This is a genomic window from Bacillus cereus group sp. BfR-BA-01330, assembly GCF_022663885.1.
GTDB lineage: Bacteria > Bacillota > Bacilli > Bacillales > Bacillaceae_G > Bacillus_A > Bacillus_A cereus.
The window spans coordinates 90981-111704 of sequence record NZ_JAKUGK010000006.1; the positions used below are offsets into that span (position 1 = coordinate 90981).

Sequence of the window (20724 nt, forward strand, 5' to 3'; positions counted from 1 at the left end):
CATTCTCCTTTATAGATCCATAAAATATATTCTGTTATATATAATTCACGACAAATAATACTATAAAATATCAAATTAGTACAATTCACAACAAAATATTACTATATCTTTTTTATAAAAATCATATATTATTTAATTATAGTTAGCATCTAAATATCAGAGTAGATAAGATAAGTAAAGGAAATAAGCTAAGTTCTTTTCTTAATTCTACAAAATATAATTATTGAACTTGAGAAAACAGTGAAATACTACAAAATACAGTGGTAGTCAATGCGAGGACCAAGCTGGAAAAAGATTTAAAATAAAGCGAAAGTAACAGGAGATACTGTACCACCGCAAGAAATAACAGTCAAAGTTCCAATTCAATCACTTATACAAATTGAATTCAAAAAAATAAATACTGCTAATTTACATGTGAAACTGAAAAACTATTTTGCTCCAAATTTTAGAAAAAGATAATAAAGAAGTTGTGAAATTGGAAACAGATGAAAGCGATACGGCTATTTTTGAAGCACTATGCTTTGAAAAATACAAGGTAGAGGAAATTCAAGGATTCAATTAAACATTTAATTGAGAGAAAGGTCTTTTCATCAACTAAAAATAAAAAACGAATGGAATATTCAAAAAATGACACTATATTACTGGTCGTAACATTAGTTTTACTTTCCACAAAAGAGGAAAAAATATATAGACTTTACAAATACTAAAAATAGCAAACTAGCTAGTTTTATTACCGCATCACATAAAGTGAAACTTTAATCAGTGGGGGTTTTGTTCATCCCCCACTGATTATTAGCCCACACCAATCGGGCTTTTACGGGCAAATAGCGAGATAAACTTATTATTAATTTCCAAATACAATAGTTGTTAATCAACCAAAAACTTCAATAACCAAGGTGCACAGTAAATTGACATCAAAACAATTCTTACTACAATATCAAGTTTTGCTTATTCTATAAAAAAGAAATATCACTTAAAAACTATTCCTTTATATCGATTTAGACATAAAACATTTTATTATATCGGCTTAAGTATTATGGAATTAAAATTGCAAATAACACCAAAACTCTTTAAAGGGTTCATACATCGCTCGTATCGAATTTATCACCTTCCAATACCTACGTCATTAACATAACTAAAAAACATCATTACAAAAGAATCTGAGAGGTTTTTTCAATTTCGAAATTTATTTTTTTGTAAATTAAAGGAAAAATAATCCGTATATATACGGATTATTTTCTTAGTGTAGTCTGTATTGACCTGTTAACTGTTTTTCAGCCATTCGAACTAAGCGTTTTGTAATCTCTCCACCGATCCGAACCATTTGCAGATGATGTGATGTATCAGGTCCCAGTGTGACTCCTAGTTCAAAAGCAATTTCATACTTCATTTGCTCAATAGTACTTGTAGTAGCAGAAATAAGAATTTCATTTGTATCACTTTCGTATCTTTGAATATTTATAAATAACATGTGCCTAATTATGCTATTTATGCATGATTAACCTAATTTATTCCAGTATTTTTATAGGAACCCTTTCCCTCCCCTTATTCCACCAATTAAATTTGAAACACAAATGTACATTGCATTTCAATATAACAATAAAAGCTACAAAAGCAACGAATTTACTACTTTAAAGTTAAGTGTTTAACCTTGAAGTACTTAAATTCTTTTTTCCAGATAAAGCATACATTATATCTTGATGTTTTATTGTCCTCTTATAATTATGTGGTATCGGGAATTTTTTTCGGTATTCTTTCATTATAATTAAAGTTTGAAGTTCTATGCTCAATACTTTTGCGAGGATATGATAGTTATATCCATTGTTTAACAGAGAAATTATGTCATAAAACATAGTTTTTCCACCCACTAATTTTACTAATTTATTCTTTAACTCATCCCCCTTTTCTTTAGCTTTATCAATTTCTAACAACATAGATTTTTTATTTGTCTGCTTAATGTATTGAGTATACAACTCTGGGAATTCTTTTTGTACTTCTTTGTTTAATACTGGTCTATATTTAATCATATAAGTAACTTGTAACAAAGAGCGTTTTAACAAACTATCTTCAATGAGATACGCTACTTTATTAAATAAATGTACATATTCCTCAATATTGGAATAACTATTAAAATGAGCTAATACTCTACTTTTTATACTAAAAGCCTTGCCTACATAAATAATATTGTCATTATAGTCTTTAATGAAATAAATACCACTGTCAGATTTTTTCAATTTATTATCCAATTCTTCTATACTCATAAAATGCAATTCACTCATACTTCTCTCTCCTTAGCAGTGTTAAATCGTAAAAAACAAGCAAGGTTTCTAAAAAAGTACTTAGCTGCCCTAGCATCTCTTATTTTATCTCTTGCTAAATGTCAAAAAACTGTTTCTATGTTACTCAACTATCAATATGATTATTAATAAAATTTTCGATCGTTATTATCTCGCAATTTTATCATGTAATTTCGAGATCGTTTCCTCATTTAAATTACTGTATTTTATCGAATAAAGGAAATATACTACTACCCCAATAGTAATCCAAATACTAAAGTACACCCATGTCCTTAACGGTAAATTTAGCATTAAAAACACACAGCATACAATTGCAACGCATGGTAATACAGGTACAAAAGGTACCATAAATCCACGTTTTAAATTTGGATGTGATTTACGAAGGATAATAACTGATAGACAAACTAACGCAAACGTCACCAAACTACCGATATTAACTAAATTAACTAATTCTTTCAAATCAATAAACCCAGCTATTATAGAGCTCCCTATTCCTGCTAATCCAGTTATAAAAGTGGGTGCTCCAGTTTTCTTATTAACTTTCGCAAATGATTTCGGTAACAATCCATCACGACTCATTGCAAAAAATACTCGTGTTGCCGCATACATATTGGAAAAAATAACAGCCATAAGGCCAATTACAGCACCTGCAGCAATTGCACCAGCGACTTTTCCTTGTCCTACAACTTCCATTACATAAGCCATTGCCTCAGGAACATTTAATTCTTTATAGGAAACCATTCCTGTCATAACAAGGCATACCATAACATAAATAATTGTACATATGATTAATGATGCAATAATACCGATGGGAAGATTACGTTTCGGATCTTTTACTTCTTCTGCTGAAGTTGCTAATATATCAAAACCCGTAAAAGCGAATAAAATAGCTGCTCCACCCGTAAAAACTCCACTTAAACCGTATGGTGCAATTGGTATCCAGTTCATTGGTTTTACATAGAATATACCAACCGTAATAAACAACAAAATCATTCCAATTTTAATCAATACCATTATATTATTGATTCGTTTACTTTCTCTCGTACCACGAGATAACATCCATGCCAATATCAATGTAATAATTACTGCTGGTAGATTCACAATACCACCATGCGAAGGAATCGTTACTAGAGCTTTAGGTATCTCTAATCCAAATCCCTTTATTAAATTGTGGAAATAGCCTGTCCATCCAGCAGCGACAGCTGCTGTTGCCACGATATATATTAACAGCAATGACCAACCTACTAGATGAGCAACAAACTCACCAATTGTTGCATATGAGTACGTATATACACTACCAGACGCCGGGAGTGTAGAAGCAATTTCCGCGTAACATAATGCTATAAATCCACATATAATTGCTGCAAGTATAAATGAAAAAACAACTGCTGGACCAGCATTTGTTGCTGCTACTAATCCAGTTAACACAAGAACACCCGTTCCAACTATCGAGCCTACCCCTAACATAATTAAATCAAATGCTCCTAATGTTTTCGTTAAAGTCTTGCTTTGATTATGCTCTAACAATTGTGTAACGGATTTCTTTTTTAGTAAATTACTCATATTTTCTGTATCCCCTTTAAAATAAGGTTTGTTCTTCTCGTTAGTGTTGTATATAAATTTACTTAGTCATTAACTAGCCTCATAATATTTCTTTTACATTAAATAGATTTGAAATATTATATAAATTCGCTTCTCACTTACTAGTTAAACTAGACATTTCCATAGATTTTTGCGTACAACGTTTCATAGCTGAAATGATAGCTGTTCTTAAACCTTTTTCTTCTAGCGTTACTACAGCTTCTATCGTCGTTCCACTTGGAGAACAAACCATATCCTTCAATTCACCTGGATGTATTCCTGTTTCCAATACCATTTTTGCAGAACCTAATACAGCCTGAGCCGCAAATTTATAAGCTTGTTTTCTCGGCATACCGCCAAGTACAGCAGCATCTGCCATGGCTTCTATAAACATATACACATATGCTGGAGAAGAACCACTAATAGATGTAACAACATCCATTAGTTTTTCATTTATGACCTCCGTCTGGCCGAAAATATTAAATATGTTCAGTACCTCTTTTATATCTTTTTCTGTAACCATTTCATTAAAACATAACGCAGACATTCCTTCTCCAACAAGTGCCGGTGTATTAGGCATTACTCTAACAACCTTTAACTTTCTACCAAATTCATTCTCAGTGCTCTTAATACTTTTTCCTGCAGCAATAGTTACAACGATTACATCATTTTTTATTTGATCTTTTATTTGGTTAATTACCGATGAGTATAAATCTGGTTTGATTGATAAAATTAAAATGTCAGCACTGTTAGCGACTTCATTGTTGTTAGTAGTTATAGTTATGCCATATTCATTACTAGCATTTTTTAAATTAATGACGTTTAAATCTGAACAAATTATTTGATCTGGAGAAACTATATTTTTTTTTATCATCCCACCTATCATAGCAATACCCATGTTTCCACATCCGATGAATCCTATTTGTTTATTCATAATAATTTGCTCTTGCTCCTTCTACTCTAAATTTTATTGATTTTGAAATTATTATTCTAAATAAGGGCTATTACAATTACTTGGTTTATCAATAGAATTTCAAAATTCTCCTTCCTATATAGAGCTTACATATACCTCTAATAACTTCTTTGCTTTCGCTGAATTTTGAGGTGGGGGTCTTGCTGCCCGGCAAATAGCGGGATAAAATCATTTCTTTAATCTATAATAAGAAGGACATAAAAAAACAAAAAGTTACAAAAATTTTTAAATTAAAATTTTTGTAACTTTTTGTTTTGATGCAAATATAATTTCAATTAAGGTATCTCACCGTTTTAAACTTGACGCTCCATAATCTTGTATAGTTACATTTATATGATATTTAATCGGTACCTTACTAAATGTTTGATCCCAATTTTTTTTGACTTTCTCCCATGTTCTCGGGTGTTTAATTCTTAATTGGTTGCCAAAACCCGCAATATCGACTTGGTATTCTTTTTGTATTTTTTTTGTAACATGATGTACTAAGTGCTTTACTTCTTTTTCAATAGCTTTTTCTTCCCTTTTTAAAAATTCATTTTCAAAATCTTTTCCTGATTGTATCCAATTTTCAGACAAACGCCCTTCTGATTCAATGTTTACATCAAAGGAAATATTATTTCCGTTAACATGTGGTATGATTTTGCTTTTTATTGACTTTATTTCGTATATAATGAGTTTCTTTGATTCTTTATCAAAAGTTTTTACCACACCACCATTCCTTTTTCCGTTTATCCATACTACTCCTTCCAATTCCTGTTCATTTAAAAAGCCCATCAACTTTTTTGTCTTTCCTTTAATTACAGCAGCTCCTGCAAATTTTGTTTCTCCTTTTATCGAGATTACATTTTGCAAAAGAAAACTGGACCCTGACCGCATCTTTCCTTCCAATTTAGCGAGCGATACAGGAGGTAAAATCCTTGTTGTTCTATTTCTATTATCTGCAATTCCAGACAAACGAAATGCTGGGATTTCTCCTTTTTTGTTTGATTCCAGTACCTCCTTCGCTAGACCCTTGCTAATTAAGAGCATACAGCTAAGCCGAACTTCATTGTCACGGAGATACTGTTCAAGTAATTGTTCTAAACTGTATGTACGTACAAGACTATCACTAATAACAATGTTTTTTAAATGTGGGCTGAACATTGTGCTCTCTCTTTTCAATGAAAACTCACGAACAATTTGATGAATGGAATCACCGGTCTCAGAAACATTTATATAACGTTTTTGTTGTCCATTTCCTTTACTTTGTGCTTGCGAACTAACAATTTGATAAGTAGCTGTTATAAGATTTCTTTTAGGATAACCTCCTTCCTCATCCTCTTTCTCAATTGTTGAATCCTTCCCTTTATCTAGTGCTATACCTGCAGTTAAACTCAACTCTTCTACTTCTTTACTGCTCCAACACCCTGTTAAAAATAGAAGCAAAAGCGTCCATAACAAAGCCAAATAGAACCGCATATAATTAAATTTATGTTTCACACTACTCCTCCTTTTAATCGCGTAATAATAAGAAGAAGCAGTGGTAGTAAACCAAATAAAAATAATGCAACATTACCGAGCATATCCCCCAATTTAAGCAAGTCATTTATATTTTTCGAAGTCATAGCAATGATGTAAATGATTGGAATCAAAGCAAAAATAAACGGATGAATACTCTTTTTAAAGAGTTGCGCTAATCCTAATGCAGCTGCATAATAACTAATCGTATAGGTAGCAAATATTTGCATAATCCATATTACAAGCAGTAAAGATTCAAAACGTTCAAATATCAAACCAGAAATTTCAAAACTGCGCATAAGGTCAATTGTCGGCCATGTTCTTGTTACAACCCCATCAACTGATAATGCACCAATGACCATTACAACAGTTATTACATAAAAGATTAACGGAATAGAAATTCCAACTAAAATAGCTTTTACTGCTTTCTTTCGTTGTTCCATAAATACCAAAAGAATTAACATAATTTCAGGACCTGTATATGCGAGAGACGTTGTTTTTATCCCATCTAACACTGGTTTAATTCCCAAACCTAATACGGGACGGAGATTATCTATCTCGAATATTCCGATACTCATAAAGGAAATGATTAAAAAAATAAAAACAGTAATAGGAAATATTATTTCAAACATCCGTGCAATTGAATTAATACCACCCATAATCAAATAGAGACCTATCCACATAAAAGGCATAACAATAGCCCATGTGGGGGTTCCTTCTAGTAAAAAAAAGCTTATTACTTCTGCCATTGAACGAATTTGAAATGCTGAAGTTGTAAGAAAATACCCTATAATAAGAAAACTAAGCAATCTCCCTATCCATTTCCCTACAATATCTTGACTGTATTGGTAAAATGTTTTTTCTGGAAACTGCTGACTTAATTTGACCATAATTACTCCTGAAACCATTGCCAGTATCCCACCTAATATCACACTTAACCATACATCTGGTGTTTTCACTTTTTCCACAGATGCTCTGGGCAAAGTAAGAATTCCTGTCCCAAGTATGTAATTTACAATAATAACAACTGCTTGTGAAGTTGTTATTCGGTCTTTAGGTATAGTAATCACTGAAGGCCACTTCCTTTCGTCATCAGCTACCTTTTGCGGATAGTTTTTTTGGTATGCATTATTTTCGGTCGACGTCTCATTATTTTTAATGGCATGCGAACCATAAAATCTTTCCAATCACTGAATCGATATGGAACAGCAGGGCTGGTATAAGGAACGCCAAAACTTTTCAGTTTCACTAAATGACTGCAAAGTAAAAGAAAGAAGAGAATAACTCCATACAAGCCAAATATCGCAGCACAAAACATAGCTATAAAACGAAGAATGCGTAACGTAATTCCCACACTATATTGCGGAATAGTAAAAGAAGAAATAGCTGTTACCGCAACAACGATAACCATTATTGGACTAACAATTCCTGCTTCTACGGCAGCCTGACCAATTATTAAACCGCCCACAATTCCCATTGCAGGTCCAATCGGTTTAGGCAGACGTAAACCTGCTTCTCGCAAAACTTCGATAGCTACTTCCATAATTAACGCTTCTATTAAAGCGGGAAAAGGAACTCCTTCTCGCGATCCGATAATAGAAATAGCGAGCTTAGTGGGAATTAATCCTGGATGAAATGAAATAAAAGAAATATACAGTGCTGGAGCAAATAATGAAACAAAAGCTGTCATGAAGCGTAATAAGCGGAGAAGCGTACCAGGAAGCCACCTTTCATAATAATCTTCTGGTGATTGCAGCAGCATACTAAATGTAACTGGAGCAATTAAAACAAATGGTGTTCCATCTAACAAAATAGCTACTCGACCTTCCATCAAAGCACTAATAACACGATCAGGTCGTTCTGTATTTTGAATCTGCGGAAAAGGACTGAGATAATTATCTTCAATAAGTTGCTCTATATAACCAGATTCGAGTACACTGTCTATGTCAATTTTCTGAATTCTGTTTTTTATTTCATCCACCAATTCTGTACTAGCAAGATCTTTAATAAATGCGACGACTAACTCTTTCTTTGCACGTTCTCCTACTGGTAGCTTTACTAATGATAAGCTCTCATCCGCACAGTGTCGTCGCAAAAGTGAGGTATTATCACTTAATACTTCAGTAAAACCGACCCGTGGCCCTCTGACTAATGCCTCCGATACTGGTTCTTCAATGTTTCGTTTATTTGCTTTTGTTGTACCAAGAATAAACACATCTGCTAAACCATCAATTAAAAGAGCTGTTGAACCTATCAATACTTTGGGTATTAAATCTTTTATGTAATGGACTTCTGCTACTTCACTAATTGTAAGAACTTTATTTTTAATATATTCTTTTGAAACAGTCCCCTCCACATAAGAAGATTCATTTTTATATTCATCAGAAAAATCATCCATTAGTAATTTCATAATATGTTTGTCAATTATCTCTTTATCTGATAGACCATCAACAAAAACGATCCCAGCCTGAATATCTGTGCGTCCAATATTAAACTTCCGAAATCGAACATCAGAATTATGTCCGATTTGTTGCTTTATAAGTTCTAAGTTAGAGGCAAAATCATTTGTGAAATGAACGTTTGTATTTTGAGATGGTTTATGCTCTTGTTTCGTTTTACTTTGAATATTATTTTTTTTCACTTGTTTGTCTCTTGACTTCCACCAACTCATTCTTCCCACTCTTTCTCTGACATACGAACCCAATGAAAAAATCTTGAGATAGTATACGGAATTAAAAACAAGATAAAAGCTTGTACAAAGACTTTCCAATCTGGAAGATAAGAAGTAATTATGTTCCACATTTTTATCACCCAATTTATATACTCTGCTAGGATTGAGATTTCTAAAAAACGATATGTACTTAATAAAAAATAACGATAAGATTAAAGAGCAGAAAAGCGAGACATTATGCTTATTTAGTACCAATAACCTAATTAGTATAAAAACATTTCTGACCTAAAATACCATTTCCAATTATAATTTGTTAAATATTATCTCCTTTTCCCTTATTTATATGCCCGCATTTGAATTTCAAATAATATAAGGATCAATGATATTTCCTCTTAAAGAAAAAAAGATGCCAGAAGATAGCATCTTTTTTTCAATTCAACTTACTATGTATTTATATTTTATTGTGAAAATACTCGTTTTTTTTAATGAATATTAATGTGTAAAAAATACATATTCTTTTGTTTTAAGTTCATACACTTCTACCGAATCGATACGGAATTTTCTGATTTTAAAGCCAATATGAAATAAAGGAAAATCCTCTCTTAGAAAAACTATATAAAACCAATAACATGAAAACAATTATCAATCTATCAATTGAAAATAATACTTAGCAAGAGTTTATTATCTTAACTCCAGGTGTATTCGTTTTGCTTCAAAATAAAGAACTTGAATAAATTTTTTCGTATCAATACGAGCAGGTAATGTTGGTTCATTATTCAATTCTGTCATCTTTCTCCTTACGGTAGTAAAATCAAAAAATCTAGAAGCATAATTTTCGAACTTCGGGTTTAAAAAATCAGTAAGTCCAAGGGATGCTAAATGGTTTAATGATTGATAAATTGCTCTCCGAATCCGTTGTTTGGAAGCTTCTATGAACCTTTTTAATTCGGCATCTTCAGCTGAATCCCCAAGTTTTTTTTGAGCCAAATTCATAAAAATCTCTTTTAGTGAGGGAAAGCCTTGTTCCAACGTGTTATCTTGTTCATATTTATATAAATAATCTAGCATATCCATTAAATCTTTACTTCCACTTTCACTGGCTATTCCTAATTCAGACAAAAGAAAATGAATGGAATTTTGAAAATGATTGAAAGTATTTAAATGTTTTTCACTACGGTATTTTTCTTGCGTACTTAAATTACTATCCAATTTTAGTACCATATTAAGCGATTCTTGAATGTTTTTTATTGATTTTTCCAAACGAATTCGTTCAATGACTTTCCGAACAACTGTTAATACTTCAATCCGGTTAATTGGCTTAATAATATAGTATTCAACACCAAGCGAATAAGCTTCAGCAATTAATTCTTTTGATTCTACTTGAGAGACCATGATGATTTTCCCTTTAAACGAAGGCTTTATTTGACGAATTGTTTTTATTCCATCTTGATTCGGCATTAACAAATCGATAAATAAAATGTCTATATTTTTAAGGATTACCATTTGTTGCTCTAAAGATAAACCATCCTCAGCTTCTCCTATAACCTCCCCAAGATCTTCATCCTCGATAATTTGAGCCAACATTGAGCGAACCGCTTTTTCATCATCTACTATATAAAAATACATAGAATCACCCTTTCGAAATTATATGATCAATCCCTAATCTAATTATAAAAATTGATCCTTTTCCTTCGGTTCTGTCCTCAAGCGTAACATCACCTTCAAGTTGTTCGACCATTTCTTTAACATACGATAATCCGATACCTGTCGATGGGTTGCCTAAATCATCATATTTAGAAGTAAACCCAGGCTCAAAAATTGAATCTTTATATTTTGAAGAAATACCAGGACCATTATCGCCTATTTGAAATTCAACAAAATGGTGGTCTTTATTAATGTCAATTGTGATGGTTCCCATACCTTGGATAGCTTCTACAGCGTTTGTAACGATATTATTTATAATAGATAAGATTGTGTAAATATGATAATGAGGATGCACACCATCAATTTTATACACAAATTGGATGTCTTTCTCTAGCAACCGTGCATATTTCGTATTTGCCCGTATAATGATATTTACTAGTTCATGCACAGACATATAATCTGTAAAACTTTCATCAGAAATTAATTTTGAAAGTCCCGCAAAAATACGTTGGTTATCCTTTTTAACGTCATGGACCTCACCAGCAATTTGTAATGCCTGTTGCCTTAAATCCTCAAACTGAAAATCCATCTGTTTGTGCTCAAAGGAGTCTAAGGTTTTATATAAATCATAGGATTTTTTTGTTATATTCTCAGCATCTTGTAATGTTTTCTTTAAATGAACAGCATCTTCATATAAATTAGAGATGAGCATGAGCATGTGTTCATTTTGCTTCTTTATATGTCTCTCCCTTGATTGCGCTTCATACAATTTCATCATATTGAAAAAGCTTAGAACTATAAAACTATGGGAACATGCGATAACAATGATCTCATTTATTGCCTCGGATGTGATCGATGTTTTTAATACGAAATATTGAATCATTAATTCCACACAGTCTGACAGTATTTCAATCATGCAACCAATAAAACCAATCATTAGTGGTTGATGATAAAAACGTTTGATTTTTGCTAAATGAAAGAGATACGAATAAGTAAAATAAAAGAAAAAACTAGGATAGTGAGTATGAAAAGCGGCTAGCCAATCCATATTTCCCTTTATAATGACATCCATTGAGATACGAAATACTACCACGACTATCGCTGTTAAAAAACCCGGTAAGAATGCTGGAATTCGTCGAAACAATAACAAAAAAAAGAAAAATGTTGGTGCGCCAAAGCTCATTCTAAATGTTTCATTTAAAGGAAATGACTTTATTTCACCTACTAAGGGTACTGTAAGTATCATTAAAACGAGAATATAGATGTCTTTTTTTACTAAATTACTAAGATTCAAAATAATCACTTCTCACTTTCGCCTAACAGTCAGTATACAAACCTATTTGCATTAATACAATACTTACTCTATTTTTTTCAAAAACTGATAAATAAGATATAAACGAAAGCATTCTAGATTGTGAGTATTCATTACACCCTTCTACTTTAGAAAGATACTTTATAACTCAAAAATGTTCAGACACAATATAAGGTCTGAACACTTTTGGACTCGCTCTAACACCAAAATATCTGTGCTCCTTTTTAAAATATACTTAAATCCCATTCTTTTGCAATATGTTCTAACAACATAATTCCTGGTAAACTATTCCCATATTCATCAATGGCTGGTCCGTAAATACCAATACCACATCCATCTTGAAACGATAAATCCTTCCTAGATTTTGAGGGAACAAGTGTCATAATTCCGCCCGATACCCCACTCTTAGCTGGTAATCCAATGAAAGCAGCAAATTTTCCAGAAGCATTGTACATTCCACAAGTTAGCATTAAAGCTTTTGTTAACCTAGCTACTTCTTTAGGGAGCACTTGTTCTTTGCGAATAGGATGATATCCATCATGTGCTAGTATAAGCCCTATTAAGGCAATATCTTCTGTATTTATTTCAATCGAACATTGTTTTAGGTAAACCTCTAGTGTCTCCTCCACATCTGATTCTAGAAAACCGTTCTCCTTTAAATAGTATGCTAATGCTCTATTACGATGAGCCGTTTCCCATTCTGATTGAAATACTATTTCATTAATAGCGGGACGCTTCTCTATCATTTTTTCAATTAATACGTATAGAGATTCTAATTTTTCTTGCACCGATGTCCCTGGCAAAAGTGAAGCTATCGTAATTGCTCCAGCATTAATCATAGGATTAAAAGGTTTTCCTGGTTTATGTATCTCTAAACGAATAATTGAATTAAAGGCATCTCCAGTTGGCTCTACGTCAACTCGTTCTAATACATAAGAAATACCGCGACTTAAACAAGCGGCTATAAAACCGATTACTTTTGATATACTTTGTAATGTGAAAGGTATCTCCCAATCTCCTGATTTTATCATTGTTCCATCTGGCTTTACTATACAAATACCTAACTGCGATACATTTATTTCCCCCAGAGCAGGAATATAACTGGCGCTTCGTCCCTTAGCTGCATACGTTCGATAATGAGCTACCCATTGATCTAAGCAAACTTTTTCTTGACCCTCAACTTGAACGCTAGAATCCTTTATCATTTAATCATATTCCCCCGTACTATTAACTTTATATAGAATGATTTTTTCTTTACTATAATCAATAATATTTGCACTAGAACCAAGAAAAATATTCAGACATATTGCAGTCTGAATATCCTTCTTATTACACACTTTTCTTTTTTGAAGTTTTCTCATAACTATCCCAACATTCAATATTTTCAAGCCCTTTAATGTTTTCTTTATAAAAAATAGGATCTTTACCAGCTTTTTTCTGGTTTATATAATCTTGTAACGCCGCAAATGCTACTTTTGAAAGTAAGGTAATAGCAATTAAATTAATAATAACCATAAAGCCCATAAATAAGTCCGCTAAATCCCATACAATTTGAATCTTTGCAACAGAACCAAATACAATCATAGCCAACACACTTATTCTGTATATCATTAACCACACTTTACTTGTATGTAAGAAGCGAATATTTGTTTCACCATAATAATAGTTGCCAATTAACGCACCAAATCCAAATAAAAAAACAAAGATAGCAAGACAACCCGATGCCCAAGGACCTATGTGTTCACTTAATGCTGCTTGTGTAAGTGCAATACCATTTAACCCCGGTTGTTTATATGCATCAGACAGCAAAATAATAAAGGCAGTGCTAGTACATATGATCAGTGTATCCGTTAATACACCAAATGCTTGAATCAGTCCTTGTTTCACCGGATGACTTGTTGTTGCTGTTGCGGCAACGTTTGGTGCACTTCCCATACCAGCTTCATTTGAAAATAAACCACGTTTAACTCCATTCATAAGTGCTGCACCAATTGAACCGCCTGCTATTTGTTTAAAACCAAATGCGTTTTGAACAATAAGAGAAAGAACTTCCGGCATTTTTGATATGTTGGTAACTACAACAAATAATGCAACTCCAATGTATAATACCGCTAAAAATACCACCTTGTATTCAGCCATTTTTGCAATACGTTGTACACCACCAAAAATAATCGCAGCGAAAGCAATGGCCATGATTATCCCAACTGTTAGACGATCTGTACCAAATGAGTTTTGAAAAGCAATTGTAACTGTATTTGATTGTACTGAATTGAATACAAGTCCAAAAGTAATTGTGATTAAAATAGAGAATAATACTCCCATCCAACGTTTATTCAACCCTTTTTCCATATAATAGGATGGACCACCGCGGAAACCAGTTTTATCTTTTACTTTATATATCTGTGCTAATGTGCTTTCGACAAAACTAGATGCCGAGCTGATAATAGAAATAATCCACATCCAAAATACAGCTCCAGGACCACCTAATGCAATTGCAATCGCAATTCCTGTAATATTCCCTGTTCCAACGCGGGCTGCCATACCAATACAAAACGCTTGAAAAGGAGAGACTTGATCTTTAGCACCACTTTTTCCCTCCATTAATACACGGACCATCTCTTTTAACATTCGAAACTGTACAAAATTCAATTTAAATGTAAAATAAATTCCGCAAATAACAAGCATAATAATTAACAATTTAGACCATAAAAAATCATTTGTTGATCCGACTAAATCTACAAAAAACCTTTCCATATCATCACTCCATACCAAAATTTATCTATCATAATCTATATAAAATCACCTATATTTCCTGGTATAAATACCTCTTTCATATTCAAATACAACAAGGATAAAAATTTTCTATATGAATCGGATTGGCCTGTTTAAGCAAACATCACAACATGTAACCGTAAAACTGAAATTTTGAAGTACTTAACGATTATACAAACGGATGCTCTACCCCTTTCTGCAAAACTAATATTTTTATCCACTAACATTGTTGTACTACTATGTTTGTTTCGTTTACCGGTGATTTAAATCATAATAATCAATAGTGATTAAGTGGTTTTTTGTTAATCTTCTCAAGAACATGGAAATATCTCCTTTCTCACTACTAATCTCAAAAATAGGCTAGGTAAAAACTTCGCGAAAACTCTATAAAGCGCTTTCACTATTCAACTAAGAAAATCTTGTCTTTAATTTATAATTAAAAGTACAGAATGTTACGAAAAAGTACAGATTTTTATAAAAACAAAAAATATTTTAAGTTTTTTTCATCTAAAAAACACTGAGATTTTGTGAATTTTATACAGTATCCAAACGTCGCAGATTTTGTTCTACCTATCCCTTGACAAGCCTCTATTTTCTTCATAAAAACATGCATACCTTTTCTCTTTTAGAAGTTCATATAAAGTATTTGAAATCAAGAATCAATAGGATATTATAAGAATATTAAAAAAAAAAGCATTTAATTTATTTATGGTATCATACAAAAAACATTTGTTTTCTCAATTAATCCCCCTAGTTGGATTCGTCTATATTGCACATATTTACAACATGAAAGACACTAAGAAAAAAAAGGATTTTGTTGAAGGGATGAAACATTACAAAACTCTTATTTAGGACCTTATGACATCCTCTTTTCTAGCAATATCGAGTTATCCCAAAAAACGTATATTTACTAACATAGATTACAGGTGGTGTATTGTGAAAGAAATAGTATTCGTTCAAAATAAAAAAAGACTCCTTATGAAATTCGAATTTTTAAAAAAGGATTTAGTGCTTACCATTTCACTGATACTAGCAATTGTAAGCTGCTTAATACATTCGCCAAAGATCGAATATATTAACTTTGAAGTGTTAATTAGCTTATTTAATCTAATGGTGGCCATTAAGGCCTTGGAACAGCTAAAGATATTAGACAAACTTGCCGTTGCCATTTTAAATAAATGCAATAACAGCAGGTCAATATCTATTATTCTAATTTTGTTATGCTTTATTTGCTCCATGTTTGTAACAAATGATGTCGCTCTCCTCACTTTTGTACCAATAACACTTGTCATTAGTAAAAAAACACAAATGAACATGATGGATACAATCATCCTGCAGACAATTGCGGCAAACATCGGTAGTAGCTTGATGCCTATGGGAAACCCACAAAATTTATACCTATATTCTTACTATGGAATTAAGCTCATCCCATTTTTAGGTTCAATCCTGCTTTTAGCTGTACTTGGAATTAGTTTGTTATTTATATGTACTCAAAAACTTCAAAAAACAGATTTGAAAATAGAACTACCTGTTATTACCGTGAAAAATCGAAAAAAAGCTAACGTCTGGATTTTAATACTTATCACTATCATTGCATCTATTTTTGGTGTCATTAATTATTACATTGCACTAATAGTCACATTGATAGCAGCATTTACGTTAGATAGAAACTTACTATTTAAGATCGATTACTTTCTTCTAATAACCTTTGTCTGTTTTTTTATTTTCATCGGAAACATTTCACATTCGGATGCACTGGAGACATTTGCTCGCGCTAATTTAAGAGGAGATACTTCAGTCTTCTTTAGTTCCATATTTTTGAGTCAATTGATTAGCAATTTTCCTACTTCAATTCTTCTATCAAACTTTACTTCTGATTGGAAAGCTTTATTACTAGGAGTAAATATTGGAGGGCTCGGAACAATCATCGCATCTTTAGCCAGTGTAATCTCCTATAAACTATTCATTCAGGCCAATGTTAAAGAGAGCAAGGCATATTTAATTAAATTTAGCATTTACAACTTTTCATTTTTAATCATACTTACATGTATACAATACTTTATGTTTAAATTTCTAAAAATTTTTTGAAAAATTGATTCCTTTAGAAAAACCCAAATTTCTCAATTTAATGCTGAGATATTTGGGTTTTAATATAGGTATGTTTAAAGAGCTACAACAAAGTTACCATCAATTTAATATTTTGAGATGTTCTCACAGCGAAAATCTTTTAGCTTTTACGTTGTTTAATAGAGTTTGGTTCATTTTTTATGCACTCAGTTATATAATAAATAACTGAATTTATAGGGTAATAACTTTCAATTAATAATAGAAAGTTATTACAATGTTATTTCATTTTTGAAGTCCTCTTCACAAAATCCTTAATGTCCCTCAAATTTTTCCCACTAATATTATCTTTGATGGTTAAATTTAGTTCAATTTCTAATTTTGCAAATACTGCTCCTACACAATTATAGATACTTAATCCCTCTAAACTCTTTCAAGCGGTAATCCATTCCGATAGAAATTACAAATGACAAAATTTATCCGTTTTTCCTACTTGCTAAATTCAGCAAGTAAAATGTTCTTAAAAACTTCCGGGTTATTAAGGTTTAAACTGTTCGAATTGATAGCGAGTGTATGTTTACCTCCAAGTGTTCCACCAGCAAAAGTGGAAAACCCTGGAACGCCCCCCCTGTGTCCCCATACCGAGACACCGTTCGGAAGCTTAATTTCAAGTATTCCAAGACCATATCCGGTTCCCTCTCTATTTGTAGGAACTGTAGTAAGCATTTGTTTTAACTGCTGTTCCTTCAGTAATTTGCCACCTAGTAAGTAAGAGAAGAATTTGTTTAAGTCGTCAGCAGTGGAAATCATATCTCCATCCGAGCTACCTGGGTTAATATAAGTAACGTCTTTTAGCTCACTCGCTCCGTCTAGTTGCAAATAGCCACGGGCATGCTTGGTGCCTGGAATCACGCTTGAATTACCAGGTAGAAATGTATTTGACAAATCAAGCGGTTCAATAATCCGATTTTCAACCTCTTCCGCATAGCTGTTTCCTGTTACTTTTTCAATAAGGATTCCTAGTATTACATATCCTGTATTTGAATAAGACCAACCCTTTCCTGGGGCAAAGTCTGGGGGAAGTGAAATCCCCATCTTTACAAATTCTTCAGCCGTATACGATTTTTTTATATCCGTAATATCAAAGTCTTTTGAATTTATATAGTCAGCAATACCACTTGTATGATTCAATATTTGCCGGATCGTAATCTGGTTACCATCATATCCGTTTCCTTGAATAACACCAGGTAACCATTTTTCAATGGAGTCGTCTAGATTCAAACGGTTCTCTCCAGATAATTGAAGTAGAACTGTTGCAATGAACGTTTTCGTCACACTGCCAATGCGAAAGCGAAAATCTGCTTTCATTGGTTTCTTAGTTTTCAGATCCGCTACCCCAGCTGTATAACTCCAAGTTTTACCCCCCTTAGAAATTTTAGCGAGTATTCCCGGGTATCCAAGTTGCAGTTCATCTCGCATTGCTTTTTTAACGGAAGTACGATCGCTTTGCGTACTTGTTTGTAACGAACTAGATACATTTTGCGTAGGTTCTGCTTTTACAACTGATGTTGGTGTTATGTATAACAGGGAACTTCCACCTATTAAAAGTGCTAGACTTGCACATGTAATTTTACTGCGTGTTTTCATAAAGAATTCCTCTCTTCTATTAAAATTGTATAGATAGTTGATAGAAGTGTCATATACGAACCACACAGCTATCCATTCTCCAAATGATGAAAAGGCAACAATGCATTTGCAATCAACGTACTAATCATTATTTTCACAAACACCATTGTGTTCTAACAATCTCTAAATCACTCTTTTTCCACATACATATTAACCATAGAAATTACTTCCTTTCCTTAAAACACTCTTGTTACTGATTATTTGTTTTATATGTAGGCCGTACTTGTTCCCCCCTTCATGCCTCCTTATATTTTTATCCTACACAATGAAAATCTCTTTTTTCTTACCTATTCCTTACAAATTCCTTACATACAAAATCACTTCTACAATAGGATTGAAGTAGCATCTGTGCCCGAAAGCGCAAAAAACACCGATACTTTTCGCTTCAGTGTTTTTGCGCTTTACATATTGTAAGATTCGTTTTACTCTTAACAGGTTAAACTGCTGATTTTTTCTAATGCGATTATTCTTCTTGCTATATAAAACAAATTTCATTGTGTTATATGAAACACTATGAAATTTGTCATTAAGGCACATGATTCTAAATTTATTGATGTACTTGAGATGGACTCACTTTTTGAATTTGAACAAGTATATCAAACGCTTTACCTAATGATATATCAACAGTTTTTGGTATATCAGGCCCTTCGGTAGTTATTCCAGCGAAAATTGGATGTTGTTCGTTTAACCAAGTTTTTGTCACGCCGTTCGCCTTACGTAAATCAATAAAAAATTGATCTTTTTTAACTTGTCCAAAGATGTAGTTATAACTGTTTGGATCATCCGATTTTAATGTTCCATAGGGGCCAAATTCACCATTGCTATTCTTCACATTGTATTGTCCTTCATAAACTGACGTTCCAATAGATACGTACCGTTTTCCGTAATATTCTGCTAAATGCTGCCCTGCTACTTTAGGGTATATAAAAGAAAGCATATTTGTTTTCGAAACGTGTCCATTATGTCCCCATACAATGGTTTTTCCTAAATGTTCTTCAGTCCACTTCGCATTTTCATACATTGCAATATCATGTTTCAAATAAAAATCCGCTGGTTTATCAGGAGGTGTCGCTAACATTGTAGTAAACTGTTCAATAATACGAGCATTTTGCTTTATCCATACGAACTCTTTAGATTTCCCATTTAAATGACTTTTATTTTCCTCTAATAAAGCACTAATTTGTTTAGCATCTAAAACATACTTTTCTTTTTCTTCTTTCGTAAGGCTTTCAAAAGTATTCATATCCTTTGTTACAGGAATAAGCCCTTTTATCTTCTCTTCTACTCTAGGCAACAGTTTTGAATTGTTCGCTTTAATATATTCTATTATATTATTATAAACATTTTCGTTTACTGATTGAATGTCCATCCCGATGACACGTACTTTCGGTTTATGTTTTGGATTAGCATTATATTGCCGAATCCAATCAAGTAAATCTAGCATTTCTTTCGTCTTAAATACAGGTGTTAGATGTTGGCTTGGGTTTCCCTTACCAGTAAGAACATATCGATCAAGTTCCAAGGCCCTGTCCCATCCCTCTTCTAAAACTAGATTGGTAAAGCCCTTTTCAGATACTAAATACTTAACAATGCGGTGTTTCATCGTAAAAACTTCATGAGCCCCATGCGTAGCTTCACCTAAACCTACAATTGAAGCTGAACCTACCATATCCTTAAGTGGTTTCAAATCATTAAGAGATGCAGTTGGATTAGTTGTTTTTAAAGGCTTTGCATGTGCTTCTAACCATTTCGCTATTTGATTTGTATTATAGGGAGCTGTAACAGAAACCTCTGTTTTCGAATCTGCATAAGTATTTCCTACAAAATGAGTCATTGTTATAGCAGAAACAACAATTGCAATAATTATTTTCTTTTTCATAAAAAACCTCCTGAAATATTTACTTATAGCTTTTTGACATACTCTGCCAACTTCCATTTAAAACATTCATTTTCTTATTACTGTTAAGATACATTTATTCTAGTTCCTAAAACTCACTTATTTCTTAATAGGTTCTTAAGAAATTCTTAATTCACTTATACGAATATAAAACTAAATAAGCTTCAATTCATTGTATTGTAAATTCCTCATTGCATAACATTATAATGTACAGATATTCGTTATAAATGATGTTATCTAAAGTATTCAATTTCAGTATGTATTATTAACGTAGTTAATATATGGTTAATATGAAGTTCCAAATTTTGATTGTTTGTAGTCTCTTTATCA

The 20724-nt window shown here is 32.4% G+C and carries 15 protein-coding genes; 2 read left to right on the forward strand and 13 right to left on the reverse strand.

The window, feature by feature from the left end; translation table 11 throughout:
* Positions 1–433: 433 nt before the first annotated feature.
* Positions 434–562, forward strand: coding sequence for a hypothetical protein (locus tag MR112_RS17880; RefSeq protein ID WP_000939298.1), 129 nt, complete (start codon positions 434–436; stop codon positions 560–562).
* Positions 563–1240: 678 nt separating this feature from the next.
* Here MR112_RS17880 and MR112_RS17885 read toward each other — a convergent pair.
* From MR112_RS17885 to MR112_RS17935, 11 genes are all read right to left on the reverse strand, one after another.
* Positions 1241–1471: an alpha/beta-type small acid-soluble spore protein gene (locus tag MR112_RS17885; RefSeq protein WP_000897399.1), complete on the reverse strand. Its 231-nt coding sequence runs from the start codon at positions 1469–1471 to the stop codon at positions 1241–1243.
* A 166-nt stretch (positions 1472–1637) separates the two neighbouring features.
* Positions 1638–2279, reverse strand: coding sequence for a GIY-YIG nuclease family protein (locus tag MR112_RS17890; protein ID WP_001292165.1), 642 nt, complete (start codon positions 2277–2279; stop codon positions 1638–1640).
* A gap of 165 nt (positions 2280–2444) precedes the next feature.
* The gene (locus MR112_RS17895; protein WP_000067463.1) at positions 2445–3860 is read right to left on the reverse strand and encodes an amino acid permease; all 1416 of its coding nucleotides are present in this window, start codon (positions 3858–3860) and stop codon (positions 2445–2447) included.
* Between the two features lie 133 nt (positions 3861–3993).
* Positions 3994–4812 (reverse strand): pyrroline-5-carboxylate reductase, encoded by an 819-nt coding sequence (gene proC / locus MR112_RS17900; protein ID WP_001041291.1) that lies wholly within the window; start codon positions 4810–4812, stop codon positions 3994–3996.
* A gap of 324 nt (positions 4813–5136) precedes the next feature.
* The gene (locus MR112_RS17905; RefSeq protein WP_000680795.1) at positions 5137–6330 is read right to left on the reverse strand and encodes a Ger(x)C family spore germination protein; all 1194 of its coding nucleotides are present in this window, start codon (positions 6328–6330) and stop codon (positions 5137–5139) included.
* On the reverse strand, positions 6327–7418 hold the full coding sequence (locus MR112_RS17910; protein ID WP_000628609.1) for a spore germination protein: 1092 nt from the start codon (positions 7416–7418) through the stop codon (positions 6327–6329). The genes MR112_RS17905 and MR112_RS17910 overlap by 4 nt, the downstream gene beginning before the upstream one ends.
* Before the next feature lie 26 nt (positions 7419–7444).
* Positions 7445–9019, reverse strand: a complete 1575-nt coding sequence (locus MR112_RS17915) for a spore germination protein (protein WP_000119232.1) — start codon at positions 9017–9019, stop codon at positions 7445–7447.
* A gap of 681 nt (positions 9020–9700) precedes the next feature.
* Positions 9701–10645 (reverse strand): response regulator, encoded by a 945-nt coding sequence (locus MR112_RS17920; protein ID WP_000274085.1) that lies wholly within the window; start codon positions 10643–10645, stop codon positions 9701–9703.
* 4 nt (positions 10646–10649) lie between these two features.
* Positions 10650–11966: a sensor histidine kinase gene (locus MR112_RS17925; protein ID WP_000584790.1), complete on the reverse strand. Its 1317-nt coding sequence runs from the start codon at positions 11964–11966 to the stop codon at positions 10650–10652.
* A 233-nt stretch (positions 11967–12199) separates the two neighbouring features.
* Entirely contained in the window at positions 12200–13180 is a 981-nt protein-coding gene (gene glsA, locus MR112_RS17930) for a glutaminase GlsA (RefSeq protein WP_000588656.1), read from the reverse strand.
* Between the two features lie 124 nt (positions 13181–13304).
* Positions 13305–14729 carry an alanine/glycine:cation symporter family protein gene (locus MR112_RS17935; RefSeq protein ID WP_000439275.1) on the reverse strand — a complete coding sequence of 475 codons (1425 nt, stop codon included), beginning with the start codon at positions 14727–14729 and terminating at the stop codon, positions 13305–13307.
* Between the two features lie 954 nt (positions 14730–15683).
* On the opposite strand from MR112_RS17935, the gene MR112_RS17940 reads away from it, so the two are divergent.
* The gene (locus tag MR112_RS17940; RefSeq protein WP_000659279.1) at positions 15684–16835 is read left to right on the forward strand and encodes an anion transporter; all 1152 of its coding nucleotides are present in this window, start codon (positions 15684–15686) and stop codon (positions 16833–16835) included.
* 465 nt (positions 16836–17300) lie between these two features.
* Here the strand turns inward: MR112_RS17940 and MR112_RS17950 are convergent, their stop codons facing one another.
* A complete protein-coding gene (locus MR112_RS17950) occupies positions 17301–18458 on the reverse strand; it encodes a serine hydrolase domain-containing protein (protein WP_242245177.1) in 1158 nt (385 codons plus the stop codon).
* A gap of 586 nt (positions 18459–19044) precedes the next feature.
* Positions 19045–20376 (reverse strand): erythromycin esterase family protein, encoded by a 1332-nt coding sequence (locus MR112_RS17955; RefSeq protein ID WP_017657506.1) that lies wholly within the window; start codon positions 20374–20376, stop codon positions 19045–19047.
* Positions 20377–20724: the final 348 nt, after the last annotated feature.

What these genes read in the sequence shown, in the direction of transcription:
- MR112_RS17895 (WP_000067463.1), bottom strand. Translation starts at nt 3,860, where the DNA reads ATGAGTAATTTACTAAAAAAGAAATCCGTTACACAATTGTTAGAGCAT.
- glsA (WP_000588656.1), bottom strand. Translation starts at nt 13,180, where the DNA reads ATGATAAAGGATTCTAGCGTTCAAGTTGAGGGTCAAGAAAAAGTTTGC.
- MR112_RS17950 (WP_242245177.1), bottom strand. Translation starts at nt 18,458, where the DNA reads ATGAAAACACGCAGTAAAATTACATGTGCAAGTCTAGCACTTTTAATA.
- MR112_RS17920 (WP_000274085.1), bottom strand. Translation starts at nt 10,645, where the DNA reads ATGTATTTTTATATAGTAGATGATGAAAAAGCGGTTCGCTCAATGTTG.
- MR112_RS17935 (WP_000439275.1), bottom strand. Translation starts at nt 14,729, where the DNA reads ATGGAAAGGTTTTTTGTAGATTTAGTCGGATCAACAAATGATTTTTTA.
- MR112_RS17915 (WP_000119232.1), bottom strand. Translation starts at nt 9,019, where the DNA reads ATGAGTTGGTGGAAGTCAAGAGACAAACAAGTGAAAAAAAATAATATT.
- MR112_RS17890 (WP_001292165.1), bottom strand. Translation starts at nt 2,279, where the DNA reads ATGAGTGAATTGCATTTTATGAGTATAGAAGAATTGGATAATAAATTG.
- proC (WP_001041291.1), bottom strand. Translation starts at nt 4,812, where the DNA reads ATGAATAAACAAATAGGATTCATCGGATGTGGAAACATGGGTATTGCT.
- MR112_RS17955 (WP_017657506.1), bottom strand. Translation starts at nt 20,376, where the DNA reads ATGAAAAAGAAAATAATTATTGCAATTGTTGTTTCTGCTATAACAATG.
- MR112_RS17885 (WP_000897399.1), bottom strand. Translation starts at nt 1,471, where the DNA reads ATGTTATTTATAAATATTCAAAGATACGAAAGTGATACAAATGAAATT.